Annotated in this window: 16 protein-coding genes and 1 tRNA gene; 10 read left to right on the plus strand and 7 right to left on the minus strand. The window is 60.7% G+C overall.

Going from position 1 to position 15,958, the window contains the following annotated elements:
* Nucleotides 1-272: 272 nt before the first annotated feature.
* Nucleotides 273-359, minus strand: a tRNA-Leu gene (locus tag CEW89_RS03710).
* A gap of 131 nt (nucleotides 360-490) precedes the next feature.
* On the minus strand, nucleotides 491-1,339 hold the full coding sequence (gene ypfJ / locus CEW89_RS03715; RefSeq protein WP_096804943.1) for a KPN_02809 family neutral zinc metallopeptidase: 849 nt from the start codon (nucleotides 1,337-1,339) through the stop codon (nucleotides 491-493).
* 124 nt (nucleotides 1,340-1,463) lie between these two features.
* On the opposite strand from ypfJ, the gene CEW89_RS03720 reads away from it, so the two are divergent.
* From CEW89_RS03720 to CEW89_RS03730, 3 genes are read left to right on the plus strand one after another with little or no spacing between them, the layout of a single operon-like run.
* On the plus strand, nucleotides 1,464-2,042 hold the full coding sequence (locus CEW89_RS03720; protein WP_066709747.1) for a YqaA family protein: 579 nt from the start codon (nucleotides 1,464-1,466) through the stop codon (nucleotides 2,040-2,042).
* Nucleotides 2,039-2,530: a disulfide bond formation protein B gene (locus tag CEW89_RS03725; protein WP_096804944.1), complete on the plus strand. Its 492-nt coding sequence runs from the start codon at nucleotides 2,039-2,041 to the stop codon at nucleotides 2,528-2,530. The genes CEW89_RS03720 and CEW89_RS03725 overlap by 4 nt, the downstream gene beginning before the upstream one ends.
* A gap of 60 nt (nucleotides 2,531-2,590) precedes the next feature.
* Entirely contained in the window at nucleotides 2,591-2,770 is a 180-nt protein-coding gene (locus tag CEW89_RS03730) for a hypothetical protein (RefSeq protein WP_066709741.1), read from the plus strand.
* An 11-nt stretch (nucleotides 2,771-2,781) separates the two neighbouring features.
* On the opposite strand, the gene CEW89_RS03735 is transcribed toward CEW89_RS03730, so the two are convergent.
* Nucleotides 2,782-3,069, minus strand: a complete 288-nt coding sequence (locus CEW89_RS03735; protein WP_198403491.1) for an usg protein — start codon at nucleotides 3,067-3,069, stop codon at nucleotides 2,782-2,784.
* A gap of 252 nt (nucleotides 3,070-3,321) precedes the next feature.
* Between CEW89_RS03735 and gyrA the strand changes: the two genes are divergently transcribed.
* A complete protein-coding gene (gene gyrA / locus CEW89_RS03740; RefSeq protein WP_198403492.1) occupies nucleotides 3,322-6,078 on the plus strand; it encodes a DNA gyrase subunit A in 2,757 nt (918 codons plus the stop codon).
* Between the two features lie 737 nt (nucleotides 6,079-6,815).
* Complete coding sequence (locus tag CEW89_RS03745) at nucleotides 6,816-7,751, plus strand: porin family protein (protein ID WP_096804946.1); 936 nt, start codon at nucleotides 6,816-6,818, stop codon at nucleotides 7,749-7,751.
* 155 nt (nucleotides 7,752-7,906) lie between these two features.
* On the opposite strand, the gene CEW89_RS03750 is transcribed toward CEW89_RS03745, so the two are convergent.
* On the minus strand, nucleotides 7,907-8,356 hold the full coding sequence (locus CEW89_RS03750) for a hypothetical protein (protein ID WP_096804947.1): 450 nt from the start codon (nucleotides 8,354-8,356) through the stop codon (nucleotides 7,907-7,909).
* Nucleotides 8,357-8,485: 129 nt separating this feature from the next.
* Nucleotides 8,486-9,346 (minus strand): LysR family transcriptional regulator, encoded by an 861-nt coding sequence (locus CEW89_RS03755; protein WP_096804948.1) that lies wholly within the window; start codon nucleotides 9,344-9,346, stop codon nucleotides 8,486-8,488.
* Between the two features lie 415 nt (nucleotides 9,347-9,761).
* On the opposite strand from CEW89_RS03755, the gene CEW89_RS03760 reads away from it, so the two are divergent.
* The 3 genes from CEW89_RS03760 (at nucleotide 9,762) to gluQRS (ending at nucleotide 13,138) form a co-directional block, all read left to right on the plus strand.
* On the plus strand, nucleotides 9,762-10,868 hold the full coding sequence (locus tag CEW89_RS03760) for a glycosyltransferase family 61 protein (RefSeq protein ID WP_096804949.1): 1,107 nt from the start codon (nucleotides 9,762-9,764) through the stop codon (nucleotides 10,866-10,868).
* 69 nt (nucleotides 10,869-10,937) lie between these two features.
* Nucleotides 10,938-12,284, plus strand: a complete 1,347-nt coding sequence (gene trmFO, locus CEW89_RS03765) for a methylenetetrahydrofolate--tRNA-(uracil(54)-C(5))-methyltransferase (FADH(2)-oxidizing) TrmFO (protein ID WP_096804950.1) — start codon at nucleotides 10,938-10,940, stop codon at nucleotides 12,282-12,284.
* A complete protein-coding gene (gene gluQRS / locus CEW89_RS03770; RefSeq protein WP_096804951.1) occupies nucleotides 12,284-13,138 on the plus strand; it encodes a tRNA glutamyl-Q(34) synthetase GluQRS in 855 nt (284 codons plus the stop codon). Before trmFO ends, gluQRS begins: the two co-directional genes overlap by 1 nt.
* 52 nt (nucleotides 13,139-13,190) lie before the next feature.
* Here the strand turns inward: gluQRS and hisI are convergent, their stop codons facing one another.
* Nucleotides 13,191-13,583 (minus strand): phosphoribosyl-AMP cyclohydrolase, encoded by a 393-nt coding sequence (gene hisI, locus CEW89_RS03775; protein WP_066709705.1) that lies wholly within the window; start codon nucleotides 13,581-13,583, stop codon nucleotides 13,191-13,193.
* Between the two features lie 65 nt (nucleotides 13,584-13,648).
* Between hisI and CEW89_RS03780 the strand changes: the two genes are divergently transcribed.
* Together CEW89_RS03780 and CEW89_RS03785 are read left to right on the plus strand one after the other, a co-directional pair.
* Entirely contained in the window at nucleotides 13,649-14,101 is a 453-nt protein-coding gene (locus CEW89_RS03780) for an iron-sulfur cluster assembly scaffold protein (protein WP_198403493.1), read from the plus strand.
* Between the two features lie 119 nt (nucleotides 14,102-14,220).
* A complete protein-coding gene (locus CEW89_RS03785) occupies nucleotides 14,221-15,579 on the plus strand; it encodes a methyl-accepting chemotaxis protein (RefSeq protein ID WP_244906154.1) in 1,359 nt (452 codons plus the stop codon).
* Nucleotides 15,580-15,760: 181 nt separating this feature from the next.
* Here the strand turns inward: CEW89_RS03785 and CEW89_RS21385 are convergent, their stop codons facing one another.
* Nucleotides 15,761-15,883 carry a hypothetical protein gene (locus tag CEW89_RS21385; RefSeq protein WP_274377293.1) on the minus strand — a complete coding sequence of 41 codons (123 nt, stop codon included), beginning with the start codon at nucleotides 15,881-15,883 and terminating at the stop codon, nucleotides 15,761-15,763.
* Nucleotides 15,884-15,958: the final 75 nt, after the last annotated feature.

A 15,958-nucleotide genomic window follows, 5' to 3' on the forward strand; every position in this document is an offset into this window, starting at 1 on the left:
ACCGAATTCGAGCAAAACCGGGAACAATCCCCGACTGTGTCACGAATCGGATCACAGCGACCGGCCCTCTCTCCGGGGTCCCCAGGATGCGCGGATGAAGGCTTCCCGCCTGCAGAGAATGAGCGCTTTTCACACTTTCCACTCCGCACACACACCGAGCCATCATGCAGACCAAAATAAACGAAACAGGTAATTGGGATTCGCCTGTGTGAGTAATCTGCACTCACACCTCGGTCATGTCAGAGGTCTGGTGGAGAACCTCTTGAACGAACTGGTACCCGTGGCCGGACTCGAACCGGCAAGGCCGCAAAGCCGGGGGATTTTGAATCCCCTGTGTCTACCAATTCCACCACACGGGCAGAGCGCCATGAAGGCGCAGTAAAAGGCGTTTAGCCGAGGCTTGAGGAGAGGTCCAGAGGGATCAGCGCAGCGAATGCGAAAAATCCTCCCCGCAACACGACAGCCGACGCCGGAACGCCGCCCTGCCCCCTCAGAGCCGATCGGCCGAGAACGTGTCGCAGGCGTTCAGATCGCCTGTCTTGTAGCCGGTGGCGAACCAGTGCTGTCGCTGCTCGGATGTGCCATGGGTGAAGGTATGCGGCTGCGGGATGCGCCCCGCGTTCTTTTGCAGCGTGTCGTCGCCGATCTGTTTCGCGGCGTTGAGCGCCTCGCGGATGTCGCCATGTTCGATGGACCCGAATTTCTCATCCGCCATCTTCGCCCAGATGCCGGAGAAACAATCGGCCTGAAGCTCGATCATGACCGAGACCGCATTGCTTTCCGTCTCCGAGGCCTTGGCGCGATAGGCATTGGCCTGCCCGAGGATGCCCAGCTCGTTCTGCACATGATGCGCGACCTCATGCGCAACCACATAGGCCTGGGCAAAGTCGCCGCCCGCCCCCAGTTGCCGCTGCATCGTGGTGAAGAAATCGGTGTCGAGATAGACCTTCTGATCGGTCGGACAATAGAACGGCCCGGTCGCACCGGAGGCGGAGCCACAGGGGCTTTGCGTCACGCCTTTGTACAACACGAGGATCGGCGGGATATATTCGCCGCCCAGTTGCTCGGCAAAGACCTCGGTCCAGATCTCTTCGGTGTCGGCAAGCGTCACGGACACGAACTGCGCCGCGCGTTCGTCGGCGGCGGTGATCTCGACATTCTGGCCTGTCGAAATGCTCTGGGTTCCCTCCAGAAGCGGCGTGACGTCGATGCCAAGGAAATAACCGATCGCGATGATCGCCAGAAGACCGAGCCCGCCGACCCCGCCCACAGCCTTGCCGGAACTCATGCGCCGCCGATCCTCGATGTTGCGCGAGCCGCGCCGTCCCTGCCACCTCATCGCTCACCCTTTCGAACGCATCACCTGCCGCTCACAATACTGTCAGCCCGGCGGGGAACAAGCCCTCATGCTTGACGCTGCGCCATGAATGGGGCCTATAGGGGCAAAAGCGACGGGACGGCAGATGATCAGACGGCTTTACAACTGGACCATGTCCCTGGCGGAAAGCCCGCATGCCCTCTGGGCGCTGGCGCTCGTTGCCTTCATCGAAAGCTCGGTTTTCCCGATCCCGCCGGACATCCTGATGATCCCGCTGATTGTCGCCCGTCCGCGCGAGGCCTTCAAGATCGCGGGCATCGCCACGGTGGCCTCCGTTCTGGGCGGCATGCTGGGCTATTGGATCGGCTTTGGCGCGTTCGAGACCGTGGGCAAGCCGGTGCTCGAATTCTATGGCAAGGACGCCTATTTCGACGATTTCGCCGCCAAATATAACGACTATGGCGCATGGGCCGTGTTGATCGCCGGCGTCACCCCCTTCCCCTACAAGGTGATCACCATCTTGTCGGGGGTGACGCATCTGTCCCTGCCGGTGTTCATTGTGTCCTCGATCACCGCCCGGGCCATCCGCTTTTTCGTCGTGGCGGCACTTCTGTGGAAATTCGGCGATCCGATCCGCGACTTCATCGAGCGCCGTCTCGGCCTCGTCTTCACGCTCCTCATCCTGCTGTTTCTGGGCGGCTTCTATGCCGTGAAATATCTATGACCAAGCCCGTCTCTCCTTTCGCCCCGCAACAACCGGCACTGGCCGCCACCATGGGATCGCTCGCCATCCTTTGTGGCGCCTTCGTGTTCCAGTCGCTGGGCTATGCGCCCTGCGAAATGTGCCTCTGGCAGCGCTGGCCGCATGCCATTGCCATCGCGATCGGCGTGCTCTTTGTGATGACGAAATCCCGCCTGCTGACGTTCCTGGGCGGGCTGACCATGCTCGTTTCCGCCGGTCTTGGCCTCTACCATGCCGGTGTGGAGCAGAAATGGTGGCCGGGTCCGACCTCCTGCACCGGCGCCTCAGACGCGCTTTCGGGCCTGTCGGGCATGGATTTGCTGCCCACGGCGGGCGCGGCGAAACTGGTGCTCTGCGACGAGATCGTCTGGGACACCTGGGGGCTTGGCATCACCATGGCGGGCTGGAACTTTCTGTTCTCGCTTATCTTCGCGGCACTCTGGTTCACCGCCTGGCGGAAAGCCCGATAAACCGAAAAAACAGCTCTTGAGATCGGGCGCAAAACACCCCATCTTTGCCTCATGAGCAAAATGCAACCGCAGAAAAAGGTCATTCCCTTCCCCACCGCCCGCCGCGGGCGCAAGCGGGTCGGCGGCGCTCTGGCGGATGCCCGCGCCGAGGCTCTGAAGGCGCGGTTTCACGAAGTTTCCAAAGCCGCGCAAACTGGCGATGCGACAACGCCGCTCAAACGGCTTTTGAAGCGATTCTGAACCGCCCCCCCTTAATGCACCCGGAACTCACCAACACAATTGCGCCATTCGCCCGGCGCGATCAGCTTGCGGTGGGTAAAGCGCACATGGTGCAACGGGCCTTCGATATTCTCCTGCCAGAATTCGATGAATTTGAACAGCTTCGGGTAATCCGGAGCGAGATCGAAGAGCTGCCATGAGAACGTGTTCAGCACGCTTCGGTAGTCCGGCATCCGGTAGGTGAACTCCGCCAGCGTCAGCCCGTAGCCCGACAGCATCATTTCCGTGTCGCTCATCTCGCGCGCCTGCGTCTGCGGCATGTGCATTTCTCCTGTTGGTCTGGCCGTTTCGGCCTTGGTTTGGGCCTCCCTGAAAAAATCCTGCCGGAAAATGATTAACTGTCAATGAAAACATCGTAAAAACAGTATGTTGTCACTCGCGCGTGCTGGCTGCCACCGATCCGCCGCCGGTTCGGCGCATCCGCCATTGCACCCCATATCCGGTATAGGGTAGAGTGTCCCACAACGAGATACGGGACCGGATCCCGCAACGCAAAAAGACAGGCGGACAACGTGAGCGATACACCCGAAACCCCTGAAAACACGCCCGAAAACGGCGAAGAAAACCGTCGTGAACCGATGGCCTGGGAAGGTCCGAAGGTCTCCATCACCCAGGAGATGAAAACCTCCTATCTCGATTACGCGATGAGCGTCATCGTGTCCCGCGCGATCCCCGATCTGCGCGACGGGCTCAAACCGGTGCACCGGCGCATCCTCTTCGCGATGAACGAAGCGGGCAATACCCATGACAAACCCTACCGCAAATCGGCGCGTGCCGTCGGCGACACCATGGGCAAATACCACCCGCACGGCGACTCGGCGATCTATGACGCCCTCGTACGGATGGCGCAGGATTTCTCCATGTCGCTGCCGCTGCTCGACGGTCAGGGCAACTTCGGCTCCATGGATGGCGATCAGGCTGCGGCCATGCGCTATACCGAAGTGCGGATGGACAAGCCCGCCGCCTATCTTCTGGCCGACATCGACAAGGACACGGTCGATTTCGAACTGAACTATGACGGCAAGGACAAGGAGCCCACCGTACTCCCGGCGCGCTTCCCGAACATGTTGGTGAACGGCGCGGGCGGGATCGCGGTCGGTATGGCGACGAACATCCCGCCGCACAACCTGGGCGAAGTGATCGACGCGACGCTCGCGCTGATCGAGAACCCCGACGTCTCTTCCGAGCGGCTGATGGAGATCGTCCCTGCCCCGGACTTCCCGACGGGGGGCATGATCCTCGGTCGTTCCGGCGCACGCAAAGCCTATCTCGAAGGCCGCGGCTCCGTAGTGATCCGGTCCAAGACCCGCGTCGAGGAAATCCGCAAGGACCGCTACGCCATCGTCGTCGACGAAATCCCCTATCAGGTGAACAAAGCCTCGATGATCGAGAAGATCGCCGAATGCGTGCGCGACAAGCGGATCGAAGGCATCGCCCACGTTCAGGATGAATCCGACCGCAACGGCGTGCGCGTGGTGGTCGAGCTGAAACGCGATGCGACCGCCGAGGTGGTGCTGAACCAGCTTTTCCGTTTCACCCCGATGCAGACGTCTTTCGGCTGCAATATGCTGGCTCTGAACGGCGGGCGGCCCGAACAATTGACGCTGCGCGCCTTCCTTGAGCATTTCATCACCTTCCGCGAGGAAGTCGTGGCGCGCCGGACGGCGTTTGAGCTGCGCAAGGCCCGCGATCGGGCCCATATTCTCTGTGGTCTCGCGGTGGCTGTGTCCAATGTCGACGAGGTGGTCGCGACCATCCGTGCCTCTGCCGATGCGGCCGAGGCGCGCGAGAAACTGATGACCCGGCGCTGGCCCGCGCATGAGATCGCCGATTACATCCGCCTGATCGACGATCCGCTGCACAAAATGAACGACGACGGCACCTATAACCTCTCCGAGGTTCAGGCTCGCGCCATTCTCGACCTGCGCCTGCAACGCCTCACCCAGATCGGTGTCAAAGAAGTCACCGATGAGTTGGTCGAACTGGCCGCCAAGATCAAAGACTACCTCGCCATCCTCGCCTCGCGCGAGCGGATCATGGAGATCATCTCCAACGAACTCATTGAGGTCAAAGAACTGTTCGCCGTGCCGCGCCGCACCGAGATTGCCGACTGGTCCGGCGACATGGACGACGAGGATCTGATCGAGAAAGAGGACATGGTGGTGACCGTGACCGCCTCCGGTTGGGCGAAACGCACGCCTCTGGCCGATTACCGCGCGCAGAAACGCGGTGGCAAGGGCCTCTCGGGCATGGCAACCAAGGATGAGGACGTGATCACGACTCTGTTTGTCGCGAACACCCACACCCAGCTTCTGGTCTTCACCGACGATGGCATGGCCTATAAGATGAAGACATGGCGTCTGCCGCAAGGCGGCCGCACCGCCAAGGGCAAGCCGCTCTTGCAAATCCTGCCGATCCCGCAGGGCGTCTCGATTGCCGCCATCCTGCCGATCGACCGCGACGAGAAGGACTGGGACGATCTCCAGATCGTCTTCGCCACCTCGAAAGGCTCGGTGCGCCGCAACCGTCTGTCGGATTTCACCAATGTGAAATCGAACGGCAAGATCGCGATGAAATTCGAAGGCGAAGACGAAGGCACCCGCCTGATCAACGCCCGGATCTGCGACGAGAACGACGATGTCATGCTGGTCACCTCCGGCGGCCGCGCGATCCGCTTCCCTGTGACCGATGTGCGCGTGTTCAACTCGCGCAGTTCGACCGGTGTGCGCGGCATCCGTCTTGTGAACGAGGGCGACGAGGTCGTGTCCATGTCGGTGATCCGCCATTTCGAGGCCGATCCGTCCGAGCGCGCCGCCTATCTCAAAATGCGTCGCCAGATGGCCGGGGCCGATGAGACCGACGCGGGCGATGACGAGGAAGAGGCCGTCGAAGGCGCGATCACGCAGGAGCGTTTCGAGGAAATGCAGGCCGCCGAAGAGCTTTTGGTGACGATCACCAAAGCAGGCCTCGGCAAGCTGACCTCGTCGCATGATTACCCGGTTCGTGGCCGTGGCGGTCAGGGTGTGGGCGCCTTCAAGCTCTCGGCGAAAACCGGCGCGCTTCTGGCCTCCTTCCCGGTCGGGCTTGAGGACCAGATCATGCTCGCCACGTCGAAAGGCCAGTCGATCCGCTGCCCGGTCAACGGCATCTCCTTCCGCTCGCGCGGCGCCGGTGGCGTCAAGGTGTTCGACACCGGCAAGGGCGAGGAAGTCGTTTCCGTCGCCTGGATCGCGGAAAGCGAGGATGAGGACGACAGCGCGGAAAGCTGACGCGGCGCCCCTCCGAAACAAGCCAAAAGACCCGTGTCTGCGACGCGGGTCTTTTTTCATGGGCCACTCCGCCATGGCGCTTCTGACGGCCACGACACCACAGTACAAAAGCGTTATTGCATTTTTGTTTGCTATTTTGACGTTTTGCCATCCGATTGGCGCATCAAAGCCCTTCGATATATCCTGATGCAGGGTCGGGATGGCGGTATGTTTGACGCCTCGCCCCTCGCGTCGAGGCCTGCGCTTGCGACACCGCACGCGCGAGCGCTAACGGTCGGCATGCTGGTCGCCCTCCGAACAGCCCTGAGGGGGCCTTGCATGCCATGCGGCAGGAGACAACAGGTGACGCAACTTAAATAACTGAATTAAAATGATTTATGGAATTATCCGATTTTCGGAAGCGCGTCGCCGCACCAGCCGACTCACCCAAAACACCCAGAGGTAAGAGAAACCGTACCTTATGGTGCGCAAATTGGACGACCCTGAAACCGGCTCTGCAAAACTTCGCCAGCCTGTCGTGTCGGGTTTGAAAAAACCGTTGCGCAAAGATGACAACATAGCTTTTCTTTGCGCTCTCAGCCCCTGAAATCCGCATTCGCATCGCACTCCCCGGGCCAGACGCCTAAAATGCATTCGTATCTCATGATATGACGTTCCGGACAGCTTCGGGACCGTCTTCATCCTAGTGTTCACACTGCTGACAAAATCGTCTTCCCGACGATGAAGAGGGGCAAATTATGAAAAACCTTATGATCACGACCGCATTGGTCTGTGTGGCATCCACGGCCGCTTCGGCCCAGGAAATCACTTATGGCGGCCTGCTGGCCAATCTCGGCACCTACTCCGTTGACGGCTACGACGCCGACCTGAGCCTGTTCGCAGGCGACATCGGCATCGCTGTCGGCACCTTCGACTTCTGGATTGATGGCGTCCAGGCGACGCTGAGCCCGGAAGGCTCTTCCTACGACGCGCACGCTGACATCCTGACCTTGGGTGCAGGCGCCTCCTTCGGCAACGGCTTCCGCGTTGACGTGTCCTCCAGCGACATCAGCGCAGGCGTGTTTTTCTCGGGCTTGGATGTCGGCATCGACGAACTCGGTGTCGCCTATGACAACGGCACCTATTTCGGCCGCATCAGCTACGCGAAACTCAGCGAAGACACCAACGGCGACATTGACGGTCTCTGGGGTCTGCATGCCGGCTATGCCTTCTCCGATGCGGCTGAAATGTCGCTCTCCGTGCATGGTGTTGATGGCGACTGGGGGGACTACATCGACCCGGTCTACATCCTTTCCGGCAGCTATGACGCCGGCGTCTGGGATGTCAATCTGAACGGCATTTCCGCCAATATCGACGGTCTGGACATTTCGCTTCTGACCATCGGCGGCAGCTATGATTTCACCAGCGAATGGTCTGCCTACGGTGCCTACACCTATGGCTCGCTGGAAGATTACGACGCGAACCTCGTCCGTGTCGGTGCGGCTTACACGCTTAACGACACCTACAAGTTTTTCGCCGACTACACCTATGCCGACGTGGAAGACATGGACGGCAATCTCGATGGGTTCTCCATCGGCGTCTCCATGGACTTCGGCGACAAACCGACCTCGTATGAAACCACTGCGGATCGTCTGACCAACTCTCTGAAATCCGTTCTGGCCTTCGATTACTAAGCGCGACGGCACAATCAGGCACCGCCTGCGCAACACGGAAGGTCCGCCCCTTGGGGCGGGCCTTTTTGTTTGCTCCCACTCTTGGCAAAATAAACGGAAGGTACACGCACCTTCCCTCCGCAGGTCGCTGCCGGGACACCAGATTGGCGCGCAGGTCAGAGCAGGTTGCGCCAGCCTCCGCGCCAGAGCGAAAACCGACCGCCACCCCAGAGGATCAGCGGCACGGCCATCGCAACGGTGAACAGCGTCAAACGGGCGGTATGATCCGGGCGCAGCGGCTCATGCGCCACCGCAAAGTGAAACGCCAGGACCAAAGCCGCCGCCAGTGCCGCCATGACCCGGGTGCGGATGCCGAAGGCCAGCCAGATTGCGATCAGGAAAAACAGGCCACCGACGACCATGTCGCGCATATCGCTCATCAGCAGAAACACCGAGGACATTTCCGAGACGTCGCCCACCAGTCCACCAGCCTGCGCGCGCAGGCCCTGCGTCCAGCCCAAGCTCTCCGACACCGGGTGCAGCAAAAGTGCCACGCCAAGGGAAAGCCGGACCCCCAGACGTCCACCGTCGCAGGCGATCCCCGTCAATGAGGAGAACATGTTCATAATGGCCTCGTGCGTCTCTTGTCTTCTTCAAGATAAACGCACAAAAAAGCACCGATCAGCCAGTTCAGATTTGCACATTGCGCAATTGCAACAATCTATGCGTGTGTTCTCGCTGCAATTACGGCCCAATCATCTGCGGCCCGAGATCCCATCCCCCAGTCGCGTAAAGCTGGAATTTGCCACGCTCTGTGCAATGAACCCGGTCACCTGGGTGATCGCAGGGTCCCCACGCCGGCTTTCATGATGGCTCATGTAGAGATCGCAGCTTTGCGCCGTATCCGGCACGGCCACGAAATCCGCCATCTCCAGACCGGAAGCCACCGGAAGGAGCCCCGCCAGACGGGTTGCGCGCATCACCAGTTGCAGATGGTCGAACGTATCCACATGAATGCGCGGCGGCTGGCCGAAATACTGCGTCGCACAGACCATCGGCTCGAACTCCCGTAACTCGACCCCGAGCCCGACCCAATCCCGGATCGCCGGATCGCGCTCCGGGGCAAAGACCTGGACCCTGATCGACCCGATCTTGCGCGAGATCAGCCGCCCCGCGCGCGGTCGCAGGGAGGAGATGATGACATCATTGCCGGACAGGGTCTCGATCATCGCCCGATTGTGAAAGCTGAGCTGGATGTTTTCCATCTCACGGGCGCATTCCGCCAGCGCGGGGATCAGGATATGCCCCGAGATCAGCGGCGAACAGGCCACCCGGATTTCCGCGCTCTGCAAACCGTGCTTGAGGCGCAGGCGGTTCTTTTCCCGCTCGATCTCCTCGTGAAACCGATCCGAAGCCTCGATGAGACCGCGCACCTCCGGATTCGTGCCCCAGCCTGCGGGGGTCTTGATCACCGGATTCATGCCCAGTTCGTCGGCCATGCGCTCCATCCGGCGCGACACTGTCGCCGGGTTGGTGCCAAGCGCCCGCGCGGCGGCAGCCATCGTGCCATGCCGTTCGATTGCCAACAGAAATTTCAGGTCATCCCAACGATCCATTCCGCTTGCCCTCTTCTGCGCGCCCGCCTGTGCTGCCCGTTCTCAAACGCCGGACCCGCCGTATGAGCATGGACGGCAGCCCCCTCATTCACTTTACCGAAAAGCCAGAAATGGAAAAATAAGATGATAATAAGATAAGACAGAGCGACATATACGCAAAATGAACACGCTTGTCCGCTTGACCTCACGCAACCCGATGCATTTTCATCCGCTCTCCTGCCATGCACCCGCGCCCCGCAGCCAGGCACGGCGCATGCGTCATGTGCAGGAAAAGACAGGTCCGCCGCCCCGGGAGCATCCGGATGCGATGGGGGCGGCAATTTCTCGAATTGGCCTCTGATCAATTGAATTTCGCGGGACTTTTCATGTGGAATGCCTACAACTGAGCCGAACCGGAACCAGGAACACGACCCAGATGAGCGCCTATGACCAAATGCTGAATGTGACCCAGACACGCCTGATGGATGCGCGGATCATCCCGCCCCTGCGCGAGGGAGCCTTTCGGCATATGGCCGGTGTCTTCGACAAGACCGGGGCGTTTTGCCAACCCGCCAACATCAAGCGCGGCGCAGACTACCTTCTGGGCACGAAAAATCTGCGGGAGACACCCGCCAAGCGTCTTCAGGGCAGACATCTCTACGGCGGTCAGATGAACCACCATTTCGGGCATTTCCTCTGCGAAACCCTCTCTCGCCTCTGGGCTCTGGATCATCTGGACACGGATATGGACTCGATCCTGTTCCTGTCGCGGCGCCCCAGTACCCCGCATGACCTGCAACCCTTTCAAACCGCAATATTCGACGCCCTGAACCTGCCGGTTCCGGTCCGGATCGTCTCCGAACCGCTCATCGTCGACGAACTGATCGTCCCGACCCAGGGCTTTGGGGTGGACGAACTCGGCGAAGGTGCGCCGGAATTTCGCGACTACATCCATCGGAATTTTCTGCCGGAGGTCGCGCCGGAGGGGCCGGAAAACCTTTACATTTCGCGACAGGGCCTGTCCCTGCGGGCGGGCGCGGCGCTCGGTGAGACCGCCCTGTCCGACAACCTGCGCAACGCGGGCTATGAAGAATTCTTTCCGGAGAAACACGACATCGCCACACAGGTCGCGCGCTACAAAGCCGCCAAGAACATCGTCAGCATCGAAGGATCGGCCCTGCATCTCTATGGTTTCGTCGGCCACAAGGCCCAGAACGCGGCGGTGATCGTCCGGCGCTCCGACATGTTGGCGGCGAACATGATTGCGGCACAACTCAGGACATTCTGCGACATCACCCCGCATGTGCTGAATGCCGTGACCCGGGAATGGGACATCGCCGACGGCCCCGTGCGCAGTTCGAAATCCATCAGCCTGCTGGACATCCCGCAACTCGGCCATGAGCTTGCGCAAGCTGGCATGCTGGAGGACGGGGCCTGGGCCCCCGCCACGGGCAATTTCGACCGGCGTATCGCGCGGATCAGCGGCAAAACCAACCGGGATTACCGCGAAGTTCCGCTTCAAACCGCCCCTGCACCGGGCTGATCCATGGACATGGCCTTGCCATGCAGAGCCATCGCGACTAAGCCCAATCCTAAAATGGTGCAGGACGTCATGACAGAACACACACTTCACATCGTCGGCGGCGGCATGGCCGGGTCCGAGGCCGCATGGCAGGCCGCCAATCTCGGCATCAAAGTCGTGCTGCATGAAATGCGGCCCGAGGTCGAAACCTTTGCGCATCAAAGCGGCAAATTCGGCGAGATGGTCTGTTCCAACTCCTTCCGCTCGGACGATGACGAACAGAATGCCGTGGGGCTTTTGCATTGGGAAATGCGCGCCGCCAACGGCTTGATCATGGCGACGGCCGATAAACATAAGCTGCCTGCGGGCGGGGCCTTGGCGGTGGACCGCGAGGCCTTCGCGGATCACGTCACGGCCCAGCTTGAGGCGCATCCGAACATCTCCGTCGACTATGGTGAAATCACCGAATTGCCCTCCGAGGGCATGTGGATTTTCGCCACCGGCCCCCTGACCTCTCCGGCGCTTGGCGAAGCCATTGCCAAGGAAACCGGCGCCGACCGGCTGGCGTTTTTCGACGCCATCGCGCCGATTGTCTATGCCGAGAGCGTCAATATGGACGTCGCCTGGTTGCAAAGCCGCTACGACAAGGGCGAGACCGAGGAAGAGCAGAAAGCCTATCTCAACTGCCCGATGACGAAGGACCAATACGAAGCCTTCATCGACGCGCTTTTGGCCGCCGACAAGACCGAGTTCCATGAGGGCGAAACCGCGAAATATTTCGACGGTTGCCTGCCGATCGAAGTCATGGCCGAACGCGGGCGGGAAACCCTGCGCCACGGACCGATGAAACCCATCGGTCTGACCAACGCGCATAAGCCCGAGGATAAGGCCTATGCGGTGGTGCAATTGCGCCGCGACAATGCGTTAGGAACACTTTATAACATCGTCGGCTTTCAGACAAAAATGAAATACGGCGCGCAGACTGAGGTGTTCAAAATGATCCCCGGTCTGGAGAACGCCTCTTTTGCCCGTCTGGGTGGCATTCACCGCAACACCTTCCTCAATTCGCCGACGCTTTTGGACGATCAGATGCGGCTAAAATCGCGGCCGAACATTCGCTTTGCCGGTCAGGTGACGGGCGTTGAGGGCTATGTCGAAAGCGCTGCCATGGGCTTGCTCGCCGGTCGCATGGCCGCTGCCGAACTTCTGGGCCGCGACCTGCCGCCGCCGCCCTTTACCACGGCGATGGGCGCCCTGATCAACCACATCACTGGTGGTGCGGAGGCCAAGACCTTTCAGCCGATGAATGTGAACTTCGGTCTTTTCCCGCCGCTGGACGGTCTGCGTGGCGGTCGCAAAGGCCGCAAGGAGCGCTACAAAGGCTATACGGATCGCGCCAAAGAAGATTTCAATCAATGGCTTGAGGAGCAATCCTAATGCCCTACGTGACCCGGTTTGCGCCTAGCCCCACGGGGCCTCTGCATCTGGGTCACGCCTTTTCCGCGCTCACCGCTTACACCCGCGCACGGGAGCAAAACGGTCGTTTTCTCCTGCGCATCGAGGATGGCGACACAAGCCGCTGCCGCCCGGAATGGGAGGCGCTGATCTACGCCGATCTCAGATGGCTCGGGATCTCTTGGCCGGAGCCGGTCCTGCACATCACGGCACGCGAAGACATTTACGCAAGTGCCCTGAAAAGGCTCGATGAACTGGACCTGATCTATCCCTGCTCCTGCACCCGCCGCGATGTGATGAACGCGCTGTCGGCCCCGCAGGAAGGTGCCCCCATGGGTCCCGATGGGGTGATTTACCCCGGCACCTGTCGCAGCCGCGCCATGGCATCATTCCGCACCGGCGACGCGATCCGACTCGATATGGCAAAAAGCCTTGCATATCTGGGGGATGTGAGCCGATTCTCATGGCAGGAAACCGGCCCCTATGAGACCGGAACGCATCGCCTCGACTCAGCTCAGTTGATCCACGGCGTAGGCGACATCGTTCTGGCCCGCAAGGAGCTTGGCACCGCCGCCTATCACCTTTCCGTGGTGATCGACGACGCGGCTCAGGGCATCACCGAGGCCGTGCGCGGTGCCGATCTTATGGAGGCGACGCAAATCCACCGGCTGTTGCAGGCGCTGTTGGACCTGCCGGAACTCGCTTACCACCATCACCGCCTGATCCGTGACGAGAACGGCAAACGGCTTGCCAAACGCACGGACGCCAAAGCCATCTCGAAATTTCGCGAGGAGGGCCTCACCCCTGAGGATGTGAAAGCTTTGATCGGATTGTGAGTATTTGGGGCAGCAAAGGAAACGGAACGGGGTTCCTTTGCTGGCAAAATACTCAACTCATCGGTTTCATCAACTCAACGGCCTCGCCGTCCTGCACCGAACGGTAGAAACACGAGCGCCGATTGGTGTGGCACGCAGCCCCCGCCTGATTGACCAGAACGAGGATGCAATCCATGTCGCAGTCGAAGCGGAAATCCACCAGCGTTTGCAGGTGGCCGGAGGTCTCGCCCTTGACCCAGAAGGCCTGACGCGAACGCGACCAATAGGTCACCTTGCCGGTCTCCAGCGTTTTGCGCACCGAGGCCTCGTTCATCCATGCCATCATCAGCACCTCGCCCGTCGCATGGTCCTGTGCAATGGCCGGGATCAGCCCCTTGTCATCATATGTCAACTGAGCGGCATCGAATGTGCCAAATCTCTCATCGCTGCACGTCGCACTGCACATGGGCTTGTCCTTTCCAAACGAGGGCATTTGCCCTATCTATGAGACCCGATCCCGAAAGGCAAACCATGTCCGCGACCTCCTCCACTGACCTTGCACAGCTCTATTCCGGCACGCTCCTGGCGCTGGCGGCCGACATCCCGCTCACGGGGCGGCTCGATGCGCCGATGGTGTCGATCAAGGAACGCGCGCCACTCTGCGGCTCCACCGTCACCGTGGATATGGATGTCGAAGACGGGCGCGTCACCCGGTTTGCGCAGGATGTGAAGGCCTGTGCCTTGGGTCAGGCGGCGGCCTCCGTACTTGGGCGTCATGTCATCGGGCGCACGGAAGCCGAGCTGATCCGCGCCCGCGACGAGTTGACCGTCTTTCTCAAGCAGGATGGCCCCGTGCCTTCCGCCCCGTTCGAAGGCTTCGAGGCCCTCCTGCCCGCCCGCGATTTCAAAAATCGGCACGCCTCCATTCTTTTGGCGCTCACAGCCGCCTGTCACGGTTTTGGCAGGCTGAAAACCCCGGACTGAGACGAATTGGAACGGGCTTAACCGAAGCGTAAGACCCTTGGGGCATGATCCGGAGCAATCCGGAGGTGTTCATGATTCCCAATCCCGAGTTTGACGGGGCCCAACCCGCAGAGCAGCGCATGACGAAACTTGCCGACTATGCGGGCCGTCTCGGTTTCGAAGTGGTCGATATCGCCGGCTTTCTCGATACGGTCGACCGTCAGTCGCAAAACCAGATCCGCACGTTGAGCGAAGCCCAGATCGCCGCCTCCGAGGTGATGGCGGCCAATGGCACCGTGCGTCAGGCTCTGACCTCCGTCACCGGCATCACCGATCAGACGCTTGCGAAAGTCGAGGGCTCGGTGGCCTTCGTGCGCGAGAGCGGGCAGAAATCGCAAAGCGTCGCCGCATGGGTACAGGAACTGGCCGAACGCATGGAACGGGTTGCGAAATCGCTCGAGGCGGTCGAGGCCAACAATGCCCATATCGCCGACATCGCCCGTCAGGTGAACATCCTCGCCATCAACGCCAAGATCGAAGCCGCGCGCGCTGGCGACAGCGGTCGCGGATTCGGCGTCGTGGCTGAGGCGATCAACGAATTGTCGCAGAAGACCGCGCGCGCTGCGGGGGAGATCGAGGAGAATATCTCCACCCTGTCGAGCTGGGTCGGGAAACTGCGCGACGAGGCCGGCACCGTGTCTTCGGACGCTTCCCATGTCATCGCCAATGCGACCGAAGCGGACCACGCGCTGACCGGCATTGCCGAAGGGGTGCGCCAAACCCATTCCGCCACCCGGACCATGGCGGATGAGGCCGAGAAAGTTCAATACGCGGTGGAGAAATTCCACCCCGCCTTCGACACGATCGGCACCATCGCGCGCGATACGGCGGAGGGTATCCATATCGCCAACACGCGTGTCGAAAAGCTGGTCGACAGTTCGGAAACCATCTTCCAGACCGCCGTGGCCCTCGGCGGCGCGAGCGAGGATCTGTTCTTCATCAACAAGACGCGGCAGGCCGCAGCAGAGATCTCCGCCCTGTTCACCGGCGCCCTCGCCTCCGGCCGAATTTCGCGTGCCGATCTGTTCGACCGGAGCTATGTGCCACTTGCGGGCACCAACCCGGCGCAGCATATGGCGCGGTTCACTCAATTCACCGACGAGGTTCTGCCAGAGATTCAGGAAGCCATGCTGTCGATCGACCCAAAGGTCGTGTTCTGCGCGGCGATCGACCCGAACGGCTATCTGCCGACGCACAACCGCAAATTCTCACAGCCGCAGAGCAAGGACACGGCCTGGAACGCTGCCAATGCCCGCAACCGACGCATCTTCGATGACCGCGTCGGGCTCAAGGCCGGTCGTAACACCGAACCCTTTCTGTTGCAGGTCTATCGCCGCGACATGGGGGCCGGAAAATTCGTCATGATGAAGGATGTCTCCGCGCCGATCTTCGCGGATGGGCAGCATTGGGGCGGGCTGCGCCTTGCTTACACGTTCTGAACAAAAGAAACCGCCGCACTTCGGGGCGAAGGCGGCGGCAGTCGGATCTGAGCTCCGCACGGCGGTCGGTGGGATGAGGCCCACCGCTGACGGGAACAGGTGAATGTCAGCAGAAAGCCGGAGTGCGGGTCGGGGTCAGATCTCAGGCAGAATAGGAATATCGTGTCTCAATCAGGCGAGATCAGAGCAGAGCCGGCAGGGACAAGCCTCCCATGAGGATGACGAGCAAAGCAACCGCTCCGAGCATATCTTCGAACAGCGTGGCTTGCGAACGGGCGACTACGGATTTCAGGTCGTTGATCATGGCATCCTCGGCATCATGGTTAATGACTTGTTGCCAATTTGTTCTCATATCGCCCGAGGTCTGTAAAGAACTTTT

Origin of the sequence: Celeribacter ethanolicus, from assembly GCF_002407265.1 — a bacterium.
Classification (GTDB): domain Bacteria; phylum Pseudomonadota; class Alphaproteobacteria; order Rhodobacterales; family Rhodobacteraceae; genus Celeribacter; species Celeribacter ethanolicus.